This is a genomic window from Pseudomonas sp. L7, from assembly GCF_046605565.1.
GTDB classification, from domain to species: Bacteria; Pseudomonadota; Gammaproteobacteria; order Pseudomonadales; family Pseudomonadaceae; genus Aquipseudomonas; species Aquipseudomonas wayambapalatensis.
This window is the reverse complement of sequence record NZ_CP176784.1, coordinates 4,667,153-4,686,034: the sequence shown is the minus strand read 5'-3', so window position 1 is coordinate 4,686,034 and position 18,882 is coordinate 4,667,153. Positions and strand designations below refer to the sequence as shown.

Annotated in this window: 14 protein-coding genes; 11 read left to right on the top strand and 3 right to left on the bottom strand. The window is 64.9% G+C overall.

All coding sequences use genetic code 11. The features are described 5' to 3' along the window. The first annotated feature begins 101 nt into the window (after positions 1-101). From radA to ACK3BK_RS21530, 8 genes are all read left to right on the top strand, one after another. Positions 102-1,469, top strand: a complete 1,368-nt coding sequence (radA, locus tag ACK3BK_RS21565; protein WP_186710007.1) for a DNA repair protein RadA — start codon at positions 102-104, stop codon at positions 1,467-1,469. A 72-nt stretch (positions 1,470-1,541) separates the two neighbouring features. Then, positions 1,542-2,045 (top strand): RNA polymerase sigma factor, encoded by a 504-nt coding sequence (locus ACK3BK_RS21560; RefSeq protein WP_186668387.1) that lies wholly within the window; start codon positions 1,542-1,544, stop codon positions 2,043-2,045. Between the two features lie 68 nt (positions 2,046-2,113). Then, positions 2,114-3,103, top strand: coding sequence for a FecR family protein (locus ACK3BK_RS21555; protein WP_411383266.1), 990 nt, complete (start codon positions 2,114-2,116; stop codon positions 3,101-3,103). 345 nt (positions 3,104-3,448) lie between these two features. Continuing rightward, on the top strand, positions 3,449-6,112 hold the full coding sequence (locus ACK3BK_RS21550; RefSeq protein ID WP_186668419.1) for a TonB-dependent receptor: 2,664 nt from the start codon (positions 3,449-3,451) through the stop codon (positions 6,110-6,112). A gap of 78 nt (positions 6,113-6,190) precedes the next feature. Next, positions 6,191-6,808: a heme acquisition protein HasA gene (locus ACK3BK_RS21545; RefSeq protein ID WP_411383265.1), complete on the top strand. Its 618-nt coding sequence runs from the start codon at positions 6,191-6,193 to the stop codon at positions 6,806-6,808. A 162-nt stretch (positions 6,809-6,970) separates the two neighbouring features. Beyond that, positions 6,971-8,734 (top strand): type I secretion system permease/ATPase, encoded by a 1,764-nt coding sequence (locus tag ACK3BK_RS21540; protein WP_411383264.1) that lies wholly within the window; start codon positions 6,971-6,973, stop codon positions 8,732-8,734. A 2-nt stretch (positions 8,735-8,736) separates the two neighbouring features. After that, positions 8,737-10,086, top strand: a complete 1,350-nt coding sequence (locus ACK3BK_RS21535) for an HlyD family type I secretion periplasmic adaptor subunit (RefSeq protein WP_411383263.1) — start codon at positions 8,737-8,739, stop codon at positions 10,084-10,086. A 4-nt stretch (positions 10,087-10,090) separates the two neighbouring features. Next, positions 10,091-11,419 carry a TolC family outer membrane protein gene (locus tag ACK3BK_RS21530; RefSeq protein ID WP_186710389.1) on the top strand — a complete coding sequence of 443 codons (1,329 nt, stop codon included), beginning with the start codon at positions 10,091-10,093 and terminating at the stop codon, positions 11,417-11,419. A gap of 49 nt (positions 11,420-11,468) precedes the next feature. Here the strand turns inward: ACK3BK_RS21530 and ACK3BK_RS21525 are convergent, their stop codons facing one another. Further along, complete coding sequence (locus ACK3BK_RS21525) at positions 11,469-12,986, bottom strand: nucleobase:cation symporter-2 family protein (RefSeq protein ID WP_411383262.1); 1,518 nt, start codon at positions 12,984-12,986, stop codon at positions 11,469-11,471. Positions 12,987-13,246: 260 nt separating this feature from the next. Beyond that, a complete protein-coding gene (locus ACK3BK_RS21520) occupies positions 13,247-13,621 on the bottom strand; it encodes a PilZ domain-containing protein (RefSeq protein WP_411383261.1) in 375 nt (124 codons plus the stop codon). Positions 13,622-14,055: 434 nt separating this feature from the next. Here ACK3BK_RS21520 and ACK3BK_RS21515 point away from each other — a divergent pair, with 434 nt between their 5' ends. The 3 genes from ACK3BK_RS21515 (at position 14,056) to yjiA (ending at position 17,388) form a co-directional block, all read left to right on the top strand. Beyond that, entirely contained in the window at positions 14,056-16,122 is a 2,067-nt protein-coding gene (locus ACK3BK_RS21515) for a carbon starvation CstA family protein (RefSeq protein ID WP_065864062.1), read from the top strand. A gap of 13 nt (positions 16,123-16,135) precedes the next feature. Further along, a complete protein-coding gene (locus ACK3BK_RS21510; RefSeq protein WP_054894051.1) occupies positions 16,136-16,333 on the top strand; it encodes a YbdD/YjiX family protein in 198 nt (65 codons plus the stop codon). Positions 16,334-16,413: 80 nt separating this feature from the next. Next, complete coding sequence (gene yjiA, locus ACK3BK_RS21505) at positions 16,414-17,388, top strand: GTPase (RefSeq protein WP_411383260.1); 975 nt, start codon at positions 16,414-16,416, stop codon at positions 17,386-17,388. 68 nt (positions 17,389-17,456) lie between these two features. Here the strand turns inward: yjiA and glyA are convergent, their stop codons facing one another. Then, the gene (glyA, locus tag ACK3BK_RS21500) at positions 17,457-18,710 is read right to left on the bottom strand and encodes a serine hydroxymethyltransferase (protein WP_054894053.1); all 1,254 of its coding nucleotides are present in this window, start codon (positions 18,708-18,710) and stop codon (positions 17,457-17,459) included. Positions 18,711-18,882: the final 172 nt, after the last annotated feature.

The following is an 18,882-nucleotide window of genomic DNA, read 5'->3' as shown; positions in this document are numbered from 1 at the left end:
ACAGACTGCCATTAGAACGAATAGTTTTGTCGCACGCAGCAGCGCCCGAGGCACATCGGGCTTGGGCTATCATGGCGGTCTTTGCCCAGGAGACTGACCCGATGGCCAAGGCCAAGCGCTTGTATGGCTGCACCGAGTGCGGCGCGACCTTTCCCAAATGGGCCGGCCAGTGTGGCGAATGCGGCGCCTGGAACACCCTCGTTGAAACCATGATCGAAAGCGCCGGCGCCGCAGCGCCTTCCGGGCGTGCGGGCTGGACTGGGCAGCAGGCGCAGATCAAGACCCTGGCCGAGGTCAGCGTCGAGGAGATCCCGCGCTTCACCACCAGCAGCACCGAGCTTGACCGCGTGCTCGGCGGCGGCCTGGTCGATGGCTCGGTGGTGCTGATTGGCGGTGACCCGGGGATCGGTAAATCCACCATCCTGCTGCAGACCCTGTGCAACATCGCCACGCAGATGCCTGCGCTGTACGTCACCGGGGAAGAGTCGCAGCAGCAGGTGGCCATGCGTTCCCGGCGCCTGGGCCTGCCCCAGGACCAGCTCAAGGTGATGACCGAAACCTGCATCGAAACCATCATCGCCACGGCGCGGGTGGAAAAGCCGCGGGTGATGGTGATCGACTCGATCCAGACCATCTTCACCGAACAACTGCAGTCGGCGCCTGGTGGCGTGGCCCAGGTGCGCGAGAGCACGGCGCTGCTGGTGCGTTATGCCAAGCAAAGCGGCACGGCGATCTTCCTGGTTGGCCACGTGACCAAGGAAGGCTCGCTGGCAGGCCCGCGGGTGCTCGAGCACATGGTCGACACCGTGCTGTATTTCGAGGGTGAATCGGACGGGCGCCTGCGCCTGCTGCGGGCAGTGAAGAACCGCTTCGGTGCGGTCAACGAGCTGGGCGTGTTCGGCATGACCGATCGTGGCCTGAAGGAGGTCTCCAACCCTTCGGCGATCTTCCTCAACCGCACCCAGGAAGAGGTGCCGGGCAGCGTGGTGATGGCCACTTGGGAGGGCACTCGGCCGATGCTGGTCGAGGTGCAGGCGCTGGTCGACGACAGCCACCTGGCCAACCCGCGACGGGTCACCCTGGGCCTGGACCAGAATCGCCTGGCCATGCTGCTGGCGGTGCTGCATCGCCATGGCGGCATCCCCACCCATGACCAGGACGTGTTCCTCAACGTGGTCGGCGGGGTCAAGGTGCTGGAAACCGCATCCGACCTGGCGCTGCTGGCGGCGGTGATGTCGAGCCTGCGTAACCGGCCGTTGGCCCATGGCCTGCTGGTGTTCGGCGAGATCGGTCTTTCTGGCGAGGTGCGCCCGGTGCCCAGCGGTCAGGAGCGCCTGAAAGAAGCGGCCAAGCATGGCTTCAAGCGCGCCATCGTGCCCAAAGGCAACGCACCGAAGGAAGCCCCGCCAGGGCTGCAGGTGATTGCGGTGACGCGTCTGGAGCAGGCCTTGGACGCACTGTTCGAATGACCGACCTTCTTGCAACTGATTCTCAGTAGCGAGTAGCATTCCGCCACCTTGCGACCACCAGCTGGAGTGCGTGTGGCGGAGTCCGATCTCAAGCGCTTGTTCATCAAGCATGCGAAAACCCTGCAGGGGCTGCTGACGCGCAAGGTGCGTGATCCGCAGCTGGCTGCCGACCTGGTGCAGGAAAGTTTCCTGCGTCTGGCCGAGCAGCAGCGCCAGGAAACCATCGACAACACGCCGGGCTACCTGTACCGCACGGCGCACAACCTGATGATCGATCACCTGCGCCAGCAGCAGCGGCGCAAGACCGACCTGGTGCCCCACGAGGCCCTCGAAGGCATCGTCGAAGAGCGCCCGGGGCTTGAGGAGCAGGCTGCCCGCGAGCAGCACCTGCGCCGCGTGCAAGCCATGCTCGAAGCGCTGCCCGAGCGCACCCAGCAGGTCTTTCGTCTCAACCGCCTCGAAGGCATGACCCATGCCGAGGTCGCCCGCCACCTGGGGATTTCCGACAGCTCCGTGCAGAAGCATCTGGCCAAGGCCCTGGCCTATGTGATGCAGTGCCTGCAGGACGGCGGATGACCAACGGTTTACTGACAATTGCCCCTTCAGACGTCAGCCCAGACATAACCAGATCGCGAGAGAACCGTGTGAGCAGCGAGAACCAGCCCGAGCAAGCAATTCGCGAGCAGGCCGCCGACTGGGTGGTGCGCGAGAGTGCCGGCCCTCTGAGCGACCAGCAGCAGCGGGCGCTGGCGCAGTGGTGCGCCGCCGATCCGCGGCATGTGCAGGCCTATGAGTTTGCCCGGGCAACCTGGGCCGATCTGGGCGCCTTGAGCGAGCTGGCGTTGCCGGTGCGTCGTGGGTTGCCGCCGACGCTTGCGCGGCCAGTGCGCCGTCGTTCGCGCTGGCGTCGGGCGATGACGGGCGTGGCGGCCATGCTGGTGGTGGCGTTCGGTGTGGCGCAGGCGCCGCAACTGCTGCTGGACTGGCGAGCCGACTATGTCACTGGCGCGGGCGAAGTGCGGCGGGTGACGCTGCCCGATGGCAGCCTGGTCGATCTGGACAGCCGCAGCGCCATTGCCCTGGCCTTCGACCAGGGCGAGCGACGTGTGCGCTTGCTGGCGGGCGAGGCGGTGTTCAGTGCGGCGCCGGTGACGGAGCGCGAGCGGCGGCCGTTCGTGGTCGAATATGCCGGAGCGACCATCCGCGCGCTGGGCACACGCTTCGTGGTCGGGCAGGCGGGCGAGGGTGGCTGGGTCGGGATGCTCGAGCATCGCGTTGCCGTCGACTTGCTGAGCCCGCCACAGCGGGGGCGCGCCGACCAGGTAGTGGAGCAGGGGCAGAGCGTGCGCTATGACCAGGCCGCTGGTGTGCGGCCCTGGCCGGAGCAGAACCTGCAACGGGCCACCGACTGGGAGCGCGGGGTGCTGGTGTTCGAGCGCCAGCCGCTGGCCGAGGTGGTGGCGCGGCTCAACCGCTATCGCCCGGGCAGGTTGATGGTGGTGGATTCGCAGCTCGCGCAGCGCGAGGTGAGCGGGGTGTTTCGCCTTGACCAGCTGGCGGCGGTTGGCGGGGTGCTGAGCGATGAACTGCAGGCGCGGCGGGTCGAGCTGCCTGGGTTGACCTTGATCTACTGACCTTTGCTCGGTGGTGTTCTTTTCGCGGGCAAGCCCGCTCCTACAGGTACTCCACTGATTTCTGTAGGAGCGGGCTTGCCCGCGAAAAGGACACCGCGGTTTCTGACCCCGGCGATGCCGGTGATCTCAGCCCCTTCCAACCCCCCCCCCGCAAAATCTTTTTTCATTTTCCCTTACTGACTTTTCCGCCCCTGCGCGTCTGATTTTTGAGATTGATTTTCATTACTAGAAAACGCCAACAACAGACGAGCCTTCGCAGTGACCACGCCACGACAACAGACCCTTCGACCTTTCGGTCGCCTCGCCCTGGCCAGCAGCCTGGTCCTGGGCGCCTGTGCCTTGCCGATGGGGATCGGCATGTCCCACGCCGCGCCAGCGGCCAACGCCGCCAGCCGCCAACTGATCCAGTTCGACATCCCGGCCCAGGCGCTCGACAGCGCCGTGCTGGCCTACGCCGAACAGTCGGGTGTGCAGGTGTTCTTCGACAGCCGCAAGCTGGCCGGGCTGAACAGTGCAGGCCTGCAGGGCGCGCATGCCGCCGAAGATGGCCTGCGCCAACTGCTGCAAGGCACGCCGGTACGCTATCGCTTCAGCGCAGCTGGCCAAGTGGGGCTGGAGCGGGTGGAATCGGGCGACCAGGCGCTGGAATTGGGTGCGACCCACGTCGAGTCCACCCGTGACGGCGACTGGGTCTACATGACCCCGCGCTCGGTCAGCGTCGTCACCCGCAAGCAGATCGACCAGCGCCCTCCGCGCCACGCCGCCGACATGCTCGAGCAGACCGCCGGCGTGTACACCGCGGTCAACCAGCGCGACCCCGGGCTGTCGGTGAACATCCGCGGCGTGCAGGACTACGGCCGGGTCAACATGAACATCGATGGCATGCGCCAGAACTTCAGCGTCAATGGCCATCAGCAGCGCAACGGCGTGATGTTCATCGACCCCGAGTTCGTGCAGAACGTCGAGATCGACAAAGGCACCTCCGCTGGCATGGGCGGCGCCGGGGTGATCGGCGGGATCGCCAGCTTCGGCACCATCGATGCCCGCGACTTGCTCGCGCCGGGCAAGGAGGTCGGCGGTCGCCTGCGCGCCGGGCATGGCATCGGCGCGCTGGGCAACGGCACCTACTTCAATGGCAGCGCGCTGTTCGCCGTGGGCAATGAAGTCGGCGACATTCTGGTCGGCCACAGTGAGCGGCATTTCGGCGATTACCGCAGCGGCACGCAAAACGCCGGTAATCTCGGCACCCAGATGCGCGGCAAGCTCGAGGACCGCCAGGCCTGGAAGAGCTGGCTCAATGGCGAGGTCGGCGGGATGGACAGCGTGACCCGCTCGCAGATCTTCAAGCTCGGCCTGAACCTGCCCGACGAGCAACGCCTGCAGTTCAGCTACTTCGAGACCGACACCGACAGCAAGGACGCCTGGACCGTCAAGGATTCCGGCAGCCATGACTACTACTACCGCGTCACCGGCACCAACGACATCAACGCCAGGAACGCGGCCCTGGACTACAGCTTCAACCCCAACGAGCTGATCGACTTCAAGGCCAAGCTCTACTACGTCACCACCCGCCAGGATCGCTGGAACGCCAACAACGCTTCGTCCGAGAACAGCGGCAACCGCGTCGAGGACTACACCGACCGCTACCAGACCGACACCTGGGGTCTGCAACTGCAGAACACCTCGCGCTGGCACCTGTTCCAGGCCGACAGCCTGACCTTCAACTACGGCAGCGAGGCGTTCCAGGACACCTTCCGCCCCAGCACCAACCGCATCGCCGCGGTCAACGAAACCGAGTCGCTGCCCTACGTGCAGGGCGCCAACCCCAAGGGCAAGCGGGTCATGGCCAGCCTGTTCGGCAACCTCAGCTACGAGCATGACGACTGGCTGGTGGTCGATGCCGGCCTGCGCTATGACCGCTATCGCCTGACCGGCAAGACCGGGGTCACCACCTGGATGTACCCCGAGGGCGTCACCGAGACCAACCTGCGCCGTCAACGCACCGACCTGTTGTTCGAGGAAGACCGCGAAGAAGGCCGTTTCTCGCCGACCTTCGGCGTCGCCGTGAAACCGGGCCTGGACTGGCTGCAGGTCTACACCCGCTGGGGCCGTGGCTGGCGTCCGCCGGCGGTGACCGAGGCGTACATGAGCGGCCGCCCGCATGGCGGTGGTAACGAGATGGTCTACCCGAACCCCTTCCTCAAGGCTGAGGAGTCGCACAACTGGGAGTTGGGGCTGAACATCTTCAAGGAGTCGCTGCTGCGCAGTGGCGACCGCTTCGCAGCCAAGATCGCCTACTTCGATACGCGCATCGACAACTTCTCGTTTCTCGACACCAACGCCAGCCTGCCGGGCTCCAGCGTATCGGGCATCGCCCTGGGCCGCTCGGTGTACCAGAACAACCTCGAGACCACGCAGTTTCGTGGTGTGGAATACAGCCTCGACTATGACGCCGGTGACTACTACGGCCAGCTCAGCTACACCCACATGATCGGCAGCAACGACTTCTGCTCCAACCAGTTCTACCTGGGCGGCGCCCAACAGCTGGTCAGCGCCGGAACCGTGCTGCGCCCGGTGCGGGTCGGCAGCCGCATCATCATGCTGCCGGTGCGGGTCTCGCGGGCCGAGGCCAATGCCACGGAAAACAACCGCGTCAGCTGCGGCGACATCATGGGCAACGCGTCCTACATGCCGGCCGACCGCGGCTCGCTGACCCTGGGGATGCGCTTTCTCGACAAGACCCTGGATGTCGGCATGCGCCTGCGCTACAGCGAAGGCAACGGCAAGAACCTCGACACCCACGGCTACAGCCAGATCGACCAGGCCATGTGGCCCAAATACAAAGTCTATGACCTGTACGCCAGCTATTGGATGACCCCCAGCCTGAACCTGGCGCTGTCGTTGGAGAACGCCACCGACGAGGCCTATTTCGTGGCCATGGGCGACGTCAACAACCTGTCCCTGGCCCGCGGCCGGACCTTGAGCGGCATGCTCGAATACCGATTCTGAAACACCTGGGTTCGCCCACTCCGGGCAACACGAGGGCAAGACGCCTTCGTCTCAACCAAGCAGCACAGAGGAACCGTCATGACTATTTCCGTCACCTACGATCCAGCGTTCGGCAGCGCCACCGTCGACGACTACCTGGCCTTCTGGAGCGCAGGTTTCGTCACCGCCGGTCACGGCTACAGCAACACCGGCGGCTTCAGCAACGGCAGCCGTGATGGCGACCAGTATGCGACCCATGGCGCCAATGGTTCGGACTACGCCTTCATCGCCGATTCCGACACCGCCAACGGCCTGCACTACGTCTTCGATCCGCTCAAGTCGCCGGGCGACAACCAGAACCACTACCTGTGGGGGTCGCTGGACAACGTCAGCCTCGGCGAGGTCCTCGGCGGTGGCGGTGGCAGCGACTTCAGCCTGAGCAACTACGTGGTCAGCTTCAACGGCCTGGACCTGGATGCCGCGCTGGGCGCTGGCCGTGCCGGCAACGAAGTACAGAGCGTGATCTACGGCCTGATGCAGGGCAACACCTCGGCGCTGGAAGGCGTACTGGACACCCTGCTGGCCAGCTACGGCGTGTCGACCGACAGCACCTTCGACGCCATCGCCGCGGCACTCGGTGGCGGGGCGTCGAGCTTCGCTGCAGCCGAGGCAGTGGGTGTTCAGGCGTTGCCTGAGGACCTGGCCCTGGCGGCCTGAGGCCGGGCATGAAAAAGGCCAATGGCAGATCGCTCTGTCATTGGCCGTGTTGCCTGCACCCTGGCCCATGTCTTGTTGGGCCCGGGCCGGGGTGCTGCGAAATTCTGCGAGGTGGCGGCTGCCGGGTCAATGGCGGCGCCGCCTCGTCCTTCGAGGTCATCGATGAGTACACCGCGCAACGCCGCTGCCGATGAACTGTGGCAGACCCTCAAGTCCTGCCGTGGCGGGCTGGGCAACATCGCCCTGTTCACCGCCGTGGCCAACGTGCTGATGCTGGCGCCGGCGCTGTACATGCTGCAGGTCTACGACCGGGTGCTGTCGTCGGGCAACGAGATGACCTTGCTGATGCTCAGCCTGATGGTGCTGGGCCTGTTTGCGTTTCTGGGTGTGCTGGAGTGGCTGCGCAGCCTGGTGGTGATTCGCCTGGGTACGCGCATGGACCTGCAGCTCAACCCGAGGGTGTTCGACGCCGCGTTCCAGGCCAGCCTCGACGGCCACAAGGGCAGTGCCCAGCAGGCCCTGGGCGACCTGACCCAGTTGCGCCAGTTCGCCACCGGGCAAGCGCTGTTCGCGTTCTTCGATGCCCCTTGGTTTCCGCTGTATCTGCTGGTGATCTTTCTGTTCAGCCCATGGCTGGGCTTGCTGGCAGTGGTTGGCGCGCTGCTGCTGGCCGGGCTGGCCTGGCTCAACGAGCGCCTGACCCAAGGCGAGTTCATCGAGGCCGGGCGGTTGTCGCAGCAGGCGATGCAGCAGGCTTCGGGCAACCTGGGCAATGCCGAGGCGATCGCCGCCATGGGCATGCTCGGCGCTGTGCGTCAGCGCTGGAGCCTGCTGCACCACGGCTTTCTGGCCCGGCAGAACCTGGGCAGCGAGCGCAGCGCGGCAATCACGGCGGTGTCCAAGAGCGTGCGCCTGGCGTTGCAGTCGCTGGTGCTGGGGCTGGGTGCGTGGCTGGCGCTGGAGCACCTGATCAGTCCGGGGATGATGATCGCCGGCTCCATCCTCATGGCCCGGGTGCTGGCGCCGATCGATCAGTTGATCGGTGTATGGCGCCAATGGGGTTCGGCGCGCCAGAGTGCCGAGCGCCTGGGGTTGCTGCTGCGCCGTTATCCGCCTCTGCCCAGCGGGATGCCGTTGCCAGCGCCACAGGGGCGGTTGCGGGTCGAGCAGTTGAATGCGCGGGTGCCAGGTGGGCAGCGTCCTTGTCTGAGCGGCATCGGGTTCGAGCTGGCCGCCGGTGAGTCGCTGGGGCTGATTGGCGCTTCCGGCTCCGGCAAATCGACCTTGGCCCGCTTGCTGGTGGGCGCTGCCAATCCGGAGTCGGGCAAGGTCTGCCTGGACGGCGCTGCGTTGGTACAGTGGCAGCCTGAGGCGTTGGGCGCGCACATCGGCTACCTGCCGCAGGACGTGCAACTGTTCGCTGGCAGCATTGCCGACAACATCGCCCGGCTTGGTGCGGTGGACGCCTCGGAAGTGGTCGCGGCCGCGCAGTTGGCCGGGGTACACGAGCTGATCCTGCGACTGCCGCAGGGTTATGACACGCAATTGGGCGAGGGCGGCGCGGGGCTGTCTGGTGGGCAGCGTCAGCGCATCGGCCTGGCCCGGGCACTGTACCGGCTGCCGGCGCTGGTGGTGCTCGACGAACCCAACGCCAACCTCGACGAAGCTGGCGAGCGCGCCTTGCTGGCAGCGCTCGCCGAGCTCAAGGCGCGGGGCCGGACACTGGTGATGATCAGCCACAAGTCGAGCCTGCTGCTGGGGCTGGACAAGCTGTTGGTGCTGCACGGCGGAGTGATGCAGCAGTTCGGCCCGACCACGCGGGTGCTGCAGGCCGCCACCCGGCCTGCGCCCCCCAGCGCTTCGCCACCTGCCGCGGTGCGTACCGGCGTGACTTACAGCTTCAACCAGGGTGGTCAGAGATCGTGAACATGAGTGTGCACCCGTTGTTTCCCCCCGCGCCCGGCCCTGCTGCGACGGGCAATATCCACCCCCTGCGTGACGACGCCCGCGGCCCGGCGAAGGCCGGACGCTGGCTGGTGCTGGCCGGTTTTGGTGGCTTCCTGTCATGGGCGGCGCTGGCGCCGTTGGACAAGGGCGTGCCGGTCAGTGGCAATGTGGTGGTGGCCGGCAGTCGGCAGGCGGTGCAGCACCCCACGGGCGGGGTGATTGGTCAGCTTTCGGTGCGCGACGGCGATCAGGTGCAGGCGGGGCAGGTGCTGCTCAGCCTCGACCCGACCCAAGCCCAGGCCCAGCAGGGTTCGTTGCGGGTGCAGTACGTGAATGCGCGGGCCATGGAGGCGCGGCTGCTGGCTGAGCGCGATTCGGCGCAGAGCGTGACCTTTCCGGCCGATCTGCTCGCCGAAGCCGCCACCCCCTGGGTGGCGACTGCGCTGGAAACGCAGCGACAACTACGCACCAGCCGGGCCCAGGCGCTGAGCCTGGAACTGGCGGGCTTGAACGAAAGCATCGCCGGTGCCGAAGCGTCGCTCAGCGGCCTGCAAGGTTCGATGAGCAGCAAGCAGGCCCAGCGCGAGGCGCTCGACGAGCAGTTGCGCGGCCTGCGCGAGCTGGCCCGTGACGGCTACATCCCGCGTAACCGCCTGCTCGACAGCGAGCGCCTGCTGGCGCAGGTCAATGGCTCGATTGCCGAAGACCTCGGCAACATCGGCCGCACCCGGCGCCAGGTACAGGAGTTGAAGCTGCGTGTCAGCCAGCGTCGCCAGGAATTCCAGAACGAGGTACGCCAGCAGTTGAGCGAGTCCCAGGCCAGCGCCGAGGACCTGGGCAATCGCCTGCGCAGCGCCGAGTTCGACCTGGCCCACACCCAGGTGCGCGCGCCGGTCGCGGGCACTGTGGTGGGGCTGAGTGTGTTCACCAACGGCGGGGTGATCGCGCGCGGTCAGCAGTTGATGGAAATCGTCCCTAGCGATGCGCCGTTGCTGGTCGATGCTCGGGCGCCAGTGGAGCTGGTCGATCGCCTGCGCCCGGGCCTGCCGGTGGAGTTGCTGTTCGTTGCCTTCAACCAGAGCACCACGCCACGGGTGGCGGGGGAGGTGAGCCTGGTCTCGGCGGATCGCCTGCTCGATGAAAAGACCCAGCAGCCGTATTACCAGGTGCGCATCAAGGTCAGCGAGGACGGCGCGCGGCAGCTTGCTGGGCTGGACATTCGCCCCGGTATGCCGGTGGAAGCTTTCGTGCGCAGTGGTGAGCGATCGCTGCTGAGCTACCTGTTCAAGCCGCTGGCCGACCGGGTGCACATCGCCCTGAGCGAGGAGTGAGCCGATGCGCCTGTTGTTGCCCATCCTGTTGTTGGGCCTGGTTTTGCCAGCGCATGCCCTGGACTTGAGCGATGCCTACGCCCTGGCCCTGCGTAATGACCCGACCCTGCACGCGGCCATCGCCGAGCGCGATGCCGGCGTCGAGAACCTCGCCATCGGCCGCGCCGGGCTGTTGCCGAATCTCTCCTATCGCTACAACCGTGCACGCAACGACTCGGAGGTGACCCAGCGCAGTCAGTTCGGCGATGTGACCAGCCAGCGTGACTACCGCAGTTACACCTCGACCCTGACCCTGCAGCAGCCGTTGTTCGACTACGCGGTGTGGAGCGACTATCGCCGTGGCGTGGCCCAGGCCGCGATGGCCAACGAGCGCCTGCGCGGTCGCAGCCAGGAACTGATGGTGAGGGTGTTCTCCGCCTACAGCGAGGCGCTGTTCGCCGACGAGCAGATCGCCCTGGCCCAGGCCCAGCGGCGTACTTTTGCCGAGCAACTGCAGCTCAACGAGCGCTTGCTCAGGAATGGCGAAGGCACCCGCACCGATGTGCTGGAGACGCGCGCCCGCTACGAATTGGCCCAGGCTCAGGAGATCGAGGCCGGCGACAATCTCGACGCGGCCTTGCGCAGCTTGCAGGCGATCACCGGTGAGGCGGTCGGCGCCGAAGACCTCGCGCCGATGTTGCCGTCGCGCTCGGTGCAGCCGCTGGTGCCAGCGCGTTTCGAGCCCTGGCGCGACCTGGCCTTGGCGCACAACGCCGAGCTGGCCAGCCAGCGGCATGCGCTGGACGTCGCAGCCCAAGGGGTGGAGCGTCAACGTGCCGGGCACCTGCCGAGCCTGAGTGCCTACGTCAGCAAGGGGATTTCCAGTTCGAGCTCGGAGAGTACCTACAACCAGCGCTACGACACCGACAGCGTCGGCATCCAACTGAGCGTGCCGTTGTTTGCCGGTGGTGGTGTGTCGGCGCGGGTGCGCCAGGCGCAGGCCGAGCGCGATGGCTTGCAGTTCCAGGTCGATGCGCAGGTCAGCGACACGCTCAATCAGTTGCGTCGCCAGTTCAACTTGTGCGCCAGCAGCACCGCGAAGATCCGCGCCTACGGGATGGCGGTGAATGCGGCCAGTGCGTTGGTCGAGGCGACTCGGCGCAGCGTGCAGGGGGGAGAGCGGGTCAACCTCGATGTGCTCGATGCCGAGCAGCAGCTGTACGGGGCGCGGCGTGATCTGGCCCAGGCCCGGCATGAGTACCTGCGGGCCTGGGTGCAGTTGCGCTACTTGGCGGGGGTATTGGATGCCAAGGATGTGGAGGTATTGAACGGGTACTTCGTGGCGCGCGGTTGAAGGCGGTGTCGCTTGATGGCTGCACCGCTTCTACGGGCTTTGCATCCTGTCAGTGCTCCGCCACCGCCTTGCGTCTGAGCACCTGTTCGCCGTGTTCATCGATGTCCATCACCGGCACTTCGTTGCCATCGGCATCGAACAGCTTGCCATCCTTGAAGTAGTCGCCATCGCGCAGCACCGAGATGTCCGAATACTGGATGGTGCGCTCGTATCCGGCTGCGAATACCGACTGCTGGTCCGAGTTGCCGGCGGTGAAGTGGTTGAAGATCAGGTTCAGCAGGATCGCCATGATCGCCGCCGAGCTGATGCCCGAGTGGAAGATGGTTTCGAACCAGTTGGGGAACTGGTGGTAGAAGTTCGGCGCGGCGATGGGGATCATGCCGAAGCCCAGCGAGGCGGCCACGATGATCAGGTTGACGTTGTTCTTGTAGTTCACCTTCGACAGGGTGCGGATGCCGCTCGCCGCCACGGTGCCGAACAGCACGATGCCTGCACCGCCCAGCACCGGGGTGGGGACTGCGGCGATGATCCTGCCCATGATCGGCAGCAGGCCGAGCACCACCAGGATCACCCCGCCGGTGGCGACCACGTAGCGGCTCTTCACACCGGTCACGGCCACCAGGCCGACGTTCTGAGCGAACGCGCTCTGGGTGAAGGAGCCGAAGATCGGCGCCAGGATGCTCGATGCCATGTCGGCGCGCAGGCCGTCGCCCAGGCGCTTGGAGTCGACCTTGGTGTCGATGATCTCACCGACCGCGAGGATATCCGCCGAGGTCTCCACCAGGGTCACCATGATCACGATGCACATCGACAGGATCGCCGCGATATGGAACGTCGGCATGCCGAAGTGGAACGGGGTAGGGAAGGCGAACATCGGGCCTTCGCCGACCTTGCTGAAATCGGCCATGCCCAGCGCCCAGGCGATCAGGGTGCCGGCGACCATGGCCAGGAGGATCGACAGGCGCGAGATGCTGGCGCTGCCCAGCTTGCTCAGCAGCAGGACGATGGCGAAGGTCAGCGCCGCCAGGCCGATGTTGGCCATGCTGCCGAACTCCGGCGAGGCGCTGTTGCCGCCCATCACCCAGCGTGCGGCCACCGGCATCAGGGTCAGGCCGATGGTGGTGATGACGATGCCGGTGACCAGCGGCGGGAAGAACTTGGTGATTCGCGAGAACACCGGAGTGATCAGAAAGCCGATCAGCGATGCCGCCATGACTGCGCCCAGCACCGCCGGCAGGCCTCCGCCGCCCTGGCTGCCGAGAATCGCGCCCATGGTTGCGACACCGGCGAACGACACACCCTGCACCAGTGGCAACTGGCAGCCGAAGAAGGGTAGCCCGAGGGTTTGCAACAAAGTGGCCAGTCCGCCAGCAAACAACGATGCGGCAATCAGCAGGCCGATCTCCGCCGGGGCCAGGCCGGCGGCCTGACCCAGGATCAGTGGCACGGCGACGATCCCTCCGTACATGGTCAGGACGTGCTGCAGGCCATAAGCCAGGTTGGCACCAAGCCCGAGGTTTTCGTCCTCGGGGCGCTTGGCAGGAGACGTGCTGGTGGACGTAGTCATTGGAGCAGGCTCTCTGTTTATTGTTGTGCCGATACTGTAGACAGGTCCGACAAAATATTGCCAGGTAAATTGTATACAATATTTTGATCTGGGCAGCCGCAGATCCGGCAGGACGGTGTTCCTGACCGCAATGCAGATAGCGTTCCAACATGGGGATGGCGGTTTAGAAGGGTGTGTACAAAAAGCTTGGCAGCCTGTGAAAAGCTGTCTAGATGGGCAGGAAATAGGGGTGGGTCATTTTCTTAGCAGGCTAAAAGATTTCAATCTTCGATAAGTTCGCGCAGTTCGCGCATCATTTCGGTGCTGTCTGCCAGGTTCAGTTCCACAAGACGGTGCAGATGGGTCATCGAATCGACGTCGATATAGAGGCAGACGAAACCCAGGCGAGTGGGTTCTTCGTGGCGCAGTTCCACCTGCATGCGGACCTTGACCTCTTTGTCGAGGTGGATGAGCGCATCGAAATCCTGGGTCAGGTCGGCGTCCCAGGGCTCCGGCCGCTCGACCAGCAGGCCCTTGAGCGACAGGTCGAGCAGTTTCACCGGCCAGCGCCGGCTGCCCTGCTTCAGCTCGGTGGGGGCGTCGAAGTCGATGCGCTGGAAGCGCCTGCGCTCGTCAGTTCCGGAAGGGTGGGTCATGGCGGATCCTCGTCAGTTGATCTGACTATAGACCAGCCACGCCCGTTGCGGTTTGGCCGCGACTGATGCGATTCAGCCTGTGCCAGGGCGGGCGCTGGGCTGCTCCGCCTGCTGGGGGGGCGCGGGGGTGATCAGTGGCTCCTTGCGAACCTGCAGCGCGACCAGAATCCCTGCTGCCAACAGCACAAGCAAGCCGATTTGTATGGCCCGGATACGGTTCTTCATTAGGGCATCCCTGCCTCGATCAGCGATGCCGAAATGATCGAGCGGTCTGGGCTGCAGCACAACTGGCAGAAATATCAGGTCGCTTTTCGCACCCTGCCCGCGCCGCTCTAGGGCGGCGCGGGCAGGGTGCAATTCAATATGGTAAAGCTGGCGAGCAGGCCCTAGACTCAGTGAGCTGTCTATTCCAACCACTTAGCTGGAAGCATGCCATGAATAACAATAACAGCCTGCTACGTCACATCCCGTGGCTGGCGCTGGCAGTCATAGGAGCCTGTGCGCTGGGTGTGGTCGCCCTGCGTCGCGGTGAAGCCATCAACGCCTTGTGGATCGTGGTCGCGGCTGTGGCCATCTACCTGGTCGCCTACCGCTACTACAGCCTGTTCATCGCCACCAAGGTGATGCAACTCGATCCGCGCCGGGCCACCCCGGCGGTACTCAACAACGATGGCCTGGACTACGTCCCGACCAACAAGCACATCCTCTTCGGTCACCATTTCGCCGCCATCGCTGGCGCCGGCCCGCTGGTCGGCCCGGTGCTCGCCGCGCAGATGGGCTACCTGCCCGGTACGCTCTGGCTGATTGCCGGCGTGGTACTGGCAGGGGCCGTGCAGGACTTCATGGTCCTGTTCCTCTCCACCCGCCGTAACGGCCGTTCGCTGGGCGACATGGTGCGCGAGGAAATGGGCCGCATTCCGGGCACCATCGCCCTGTTCGGCTGCTTCCTGATCATGATCATCATCCTTGCGGTGCTGGCGCTGATCGTGGTCAAGGCCTTGGCCGAGAGCCCGTGGGGCATGTTCACGGTGATGGCGACCATCCCGATCGCCATGTTCATGGGCATCTACATGCGCTTCATCCGCCCGGGCCGTATTGGCGAGATTTCGCTGATCGGCGTGGTGCTGCTGCTGGCATCGATCTGGCTGGGCGGCGTGATCGCGGCGGATCCTGTGTGGGGCCCGGCGTTCACCTTTACCGGCGTGCAGATCACCTGGATGCTGGTCGGCTATGGCTTCGTCGCCGCCGTGCTGCCGGTGTGGCTGGTGCTGGCACCGCGTGACTATCTCTCGACCTTCCTCAAGATCGGCACCATCATCGGCCTGGCCATCGGTATCCTGATCATCGCGCCTGAGCTGAAAATGCCGGCCCTGACCCAGTTCACCGACGGTACCGGCCCTGTGTGGAAGGGCACCCTGTTCCCGTTCCTGTTCATCACCATCGCCTGCGGCGCGGTGTCCGGCTTCCATGCCCTGATCAGCTCGGGCACCACGCCCAAGCTGCTGGACAACGAAACCAACGCCCGCTACATCGGCTACGGCGGCATGCTGATGGAATCGTTCGTCGCCATCATGGCCATGGTCGCCGCCTCGGTCATCGAGCCGGGCGTGTACTTCGCCATGAACAGCCCGGCCGCAGTGGTCGGTGCCGACGTCGTGTCGGTGGCGCAGACCGTCAGCAGTTGGGGCTTCACCATCACCCCCGAGCAGCTCGAGGCCACCGCCCGTGACATCGGCGAGCACACCATCCTGGCGCGTGCCGGTGGTGCACCGACGCTGGCGGTGGGGATCGCGCAGATCCTCCACCAGGTATTGCCGGGTGAGAACACCATGGCCTTCTGGTACCACTTCGCGATCCTGTTCGAGGCGCTGTTCATCCTGACTGCCGTGGATGCCGGTACCCGTGCCGGGCGCTTCATGCTGCAGGACCTGCTGGGCAGCTTCGTGCCAGCGCTCAAGCGCACCGAGTCGTGGACCGCCAACCTGATCGGCACCGCCGGTTGCGTGGCGCTGTGGGGCTACCTGCTGTACCAGGGCGTGATCGACCCGCTGGGCGGTATCAACACCCTGTGGCCGCTGTTCGGTATCTCCAACCAGATGCTGGCCGGTATCGCGCTGATGCTCGGCACCGTGGTATTGATCAAGATGAAGCGCGAGCGCTATATCTGGGTCACCTTGCTGCCAGCGCTGTGGCTGCTGATCTGCACCACCACCGCAGGCCTGATCAAGCTGTTCGACCCGAACCCGGCAGTCGGCTTCCTGGCCCTGGCCAAGAAGTACAGCACCGCGCTGGATGCCGGTCAGGTTCTGGCACCGGCCAAGGACATCGGCCAGATGCAGCACGTGATCTTCAACGCCTACACCAACGCCGGGCTCACCGTGCTGTTCCTGGTGGTGGTGTTCAGCGTACTGTTCTTCGCCATCAAGGTCGGTATCGCCGCCTTGGGTCGCAAGGAGCGCAGCGACAAGGAAACCCCATTCCAGGCCCTGCCTGACGCTTGAGAGGATTGCAGCGATGTTCAACGACCTGGGGCGACTGGGTAAGTATCTGGGGCAGGCTGCCCGACTGATGGTCGGCATGCCCGATTACGACACCTATGTCGAGCACATGCAGAACAAGCATCCGGACAAGCCGGTGATGAGCTACGAGGACTTCTTCAAGGAGCGCCAGGAAGCCCGTTACGGTGGCAAGGCCGGCCCCAAGTGCTGTTGAGTCTGTAACTTGCTTGAACCTGTGGGAGCCCGCGCAATCGGGCTCCCACAGTCATTTTCGGCTTCAATGGAGGCAAACGCGTGCATACCCCGATTCCCGTCACCGTGCTCACCGGCTTTCTCGGTGCCGGCAAGACCACCTTGCTCAAGCACATGCTCAAGGCCGAGCATGGCCTGAAGATCGCCGTGATCGAAAACGAATTCAGCGAGGCGGGCATCGACAGCCAACTGCTGGGCGACGAACCGGTACAGGTGATGACCCTGGCCAACGGTTGTGTGTGCTGCAGCATCCATGGCGACCTTACCCGTGCCTTGTACCTGCTGCTCGAACGCCAGGATGCCGGTGAAATCGCCTTCGATCGCCTGGTGATCGAGTGCACCGGCCTCGCCGACCCGGCGCCGGTGGCGCAGACCTTCTTCATCGACGAGGAGCTGCGCGAGCGCTATATCCTCGACGGCATCATCACCCTGGTAGACGCCAAGCATGCCGAGTTCCACCTGACCCAGGCCATCGCCCAGGCCCAGGTCGGGTTCGCCGATCGCCTGCTGCTGAGCAAGACCGACCTGGTCGAAGCAGACGTGGTCGACGCGCTGCGCGAGCGTTTGGCGCGGATCAATGGCCGCGCACAGATCCGCGTGGTCGAGCATGGTCGTATCGACCTGGCTGAGCTGCTCGATGTGCGCGGTTTCAACCTCAACCCGGACTTGGGGCTGAGCCCGAGGCCGACCCTGCGTCCGGTGCTCAAGCCCGCGACCCCGGACCGTATCTCCACCCTTGTGCTACGCACGGAAAAGCCGCTGGACATCGACCGCCTCAGCGACTTCATGAACCAGTTGCTGGAAGACCATGGCAAGCAATTGCTGCGTTACAAGGGTGTGTTGAACATCGCCGGGGAGGACCGTCGGCTGGTGTTTCAGGGCGTGCTCAAGCTGTATGGCTTCGACTGGGACGCCGAGTGGAAGGAGGGCGAGGTGCGCGAAAGCGTGATGGTGTTTATCGGTGATGAGCTGCCGCAAGACCGGATACGCGGGGATTTTGCCGCGTTGGCTGGCTGACAGGTGCGCAAGACATAAGCAAAAAGCCCGGCACAAGGCCGGGCTTTTTCACATCAGGCGATTGCCAATCAGTTGCCGTACACCGGCAGCTTCTTGCAGATGGCCTTGACCTTCTCACGCACGGCGTCGATCACCGCTTCGTTGTTCAGGTCGGCGAGGATGTCGCAGATCCAGCCGGCCAGCTCGCGGCACTCGGCTTCCTTGAAGCCGCGGGTGGTGACGGCCGGGGTGCCGAAGCGCAGGCCCGAGGTGACGAACGGCGAACGTGGGTCGTTCGGGACCGAGTTCTTGTTCACGGTGATGAAGGCTTTGCCCAGCGCGGCGTCAGCGTCCTTGCCCGAGATTTCCTGCTTGATCAGCGACAGCAGGAACAGGTGGTTCTCGGTGCCGCCGGAAACGACGTCGAAACCACGCTCGATGAACACGCTGGCCATGGCCTGGGCGTTCTTCACTACCTGCTGCTGGTAGGCCTTGAACTCAGGCTGCAGGGCTTCCTTGAAGCAGATCGCCTTGGCGGCGATGACGTGCTCCAGCGGGCCACCCTGGGCGCCCGGGAAGACCGCGGAGTTCAGCTTCTTCTCGATGTCGGCGTTGGCACGGGCCAGGATCAGGCCGCCACGTGGACCACGCAGGGTCTTGTGGGTGGTGGTGGTGACCACGTCGGCGAATGGCACCGGGTTCGGGTAGACGCCAGCGGCGACCAGGCCAGCGACGTGGGCCATGTCGACGAACAGGTAGGCACCTACCTTGTCGGCGATTTCGCGGAAGCGGGCGAAGTCCAGGACCTGCGAGTAGGCGGAGAAGCCGGCGACGATCATCTTCGGCTTGTGCTCGACAGCCAGGCGCTCGACTTCGTCGTAGTCGATCAGGCCGTTGCCATCGATGCCGTACTGAACGGCGTTGTACAGCTTGCCCGAAGAGCTGACGCTGGCGCCGTGGGTCAGGTGACCGCCGTGGGCCAGGCTCATGCCCAGGATGGTGTCACCGGCCGACAGCAGGGCCAGGTAGACGGCAGCGTTGGCCTGGGAGCCGGCGTGCGGCTGGACGTTGGCGTAGTCGGCGCCGAACAGTTCCTTGGCGCGGTCGATGGCCAGTTGCTCGACGACGTCGACGTACTCGCAACCGCCGTAGTAGCGCTTGCCTGGGTAGCCTTCTGCGTACTTGTTGGTCAGAACCGAGCCCTGGGCCTCCATGACCGCTGGGCTGGTGTAGTTTTCCGAAGCGATCAGCTCGATATGCTCTTCCTGGCGCAGGGCTTCTTGCTGCATGGCTTCGAAGAGCTCGGCGTCGTACTTGGCAATGGTCAAATCACGGCTGAACATGGCGGTCCTCAAGGATCGGGGCTGAATTGGGATGGCATTCTAACCGATTGGGTCGGGCCTGGCATATGAAGTGGCATCAAGTCGCGGACCAGTGGGCTTCATGTTGCAGACCGCGCGGGAGCTGGGCTGAGGCAGGGCGCTAGTTGACTCCGAAGTCCGTTTTTTCGATACC

Excerpts from the sequence above, each read along its gene's own strand:
- ACK3BK_RS21510 (WP_054894051.1), top strand. The coding sequence starts at position 16,136 with ATGTTCAACGACCTGGGGCGACTGGGTAAGTATCTGGGGCAGGCTGCC.
- ACK3BK_RS21525 (WP_411383262.1), bottom strand. The coding sequence starts at position 12,986 with ATGACTACGTCCACCAGCACGTCTCCTGCCAAGCGCCCCGAGGACGAA.
- ACK3BK_RS21540 (WP_411383264.1), top strand. The coding sequence starts at position 6,971 with ATGAGTACACCGCGCAACGCCGCTGCCGATGAACTGTGGCAGACCCTC.
- ACK3BK_RS21530 (WP_186710389.1), top strand. The coding sequence starts at position 10,091 with ATGCGCCTGTTGTTGCCCATCCTGTTGTTGGGCCTGGTTTTGCCAGCG.
- glyA (WP_054894053.1), bottom strand. The coding sequence starts at position 18,710 with ATGTTCAGCCGTGATTTGACCATTGCCAAGTACGACGCCGAGCTCTTC.
- ACK3BK_RS21520 (WP_411383261.1), bottom strand. The coding sequence starts at position 13,621 with ATGACCCACCCTTCCGGAACTGACGAGCGCAGGCGCTTCCAGCGCATC.
- ACK3BK_RS21515 (WP_065864062.1), top strand. The coding sequence starts at position 14,056 with ATGAATAACAATAACAGCCTGCTACGTCACATCCCGTGGCTGGCGCTG.
- ACK3BK_RS21550 (WP_186668419.1), top strand. The coding sequence starts at position 3,449 with ATGGGGATCGGCATGTCCCACGCCGCGCCAGCGGCCAACGCCGCCAGC.
- radA (WP_186710007.1), top strand. The coding sequence starts at position 102 with ATGGCCAAGGCCAAGCGCTTGTATGGCTGCACCGAGTGCGGCGCGACC.
- ACK3BK_RS21535 (WP_411383263.1), top strand. The coding sequence starts at position 8,737 with ATGAGTGTGCACCCGTTGTTTCCCCCCGCGCCCGGCCCTGCTGCGACG.
- ACK3BK_RS21545 (WP_411383265.1), top strand. The coding sequence starts at position 6,191 with ATGACTATTTCCGTCACCTACGATCCAGCGTTCGGCAGCGCCACCGTC.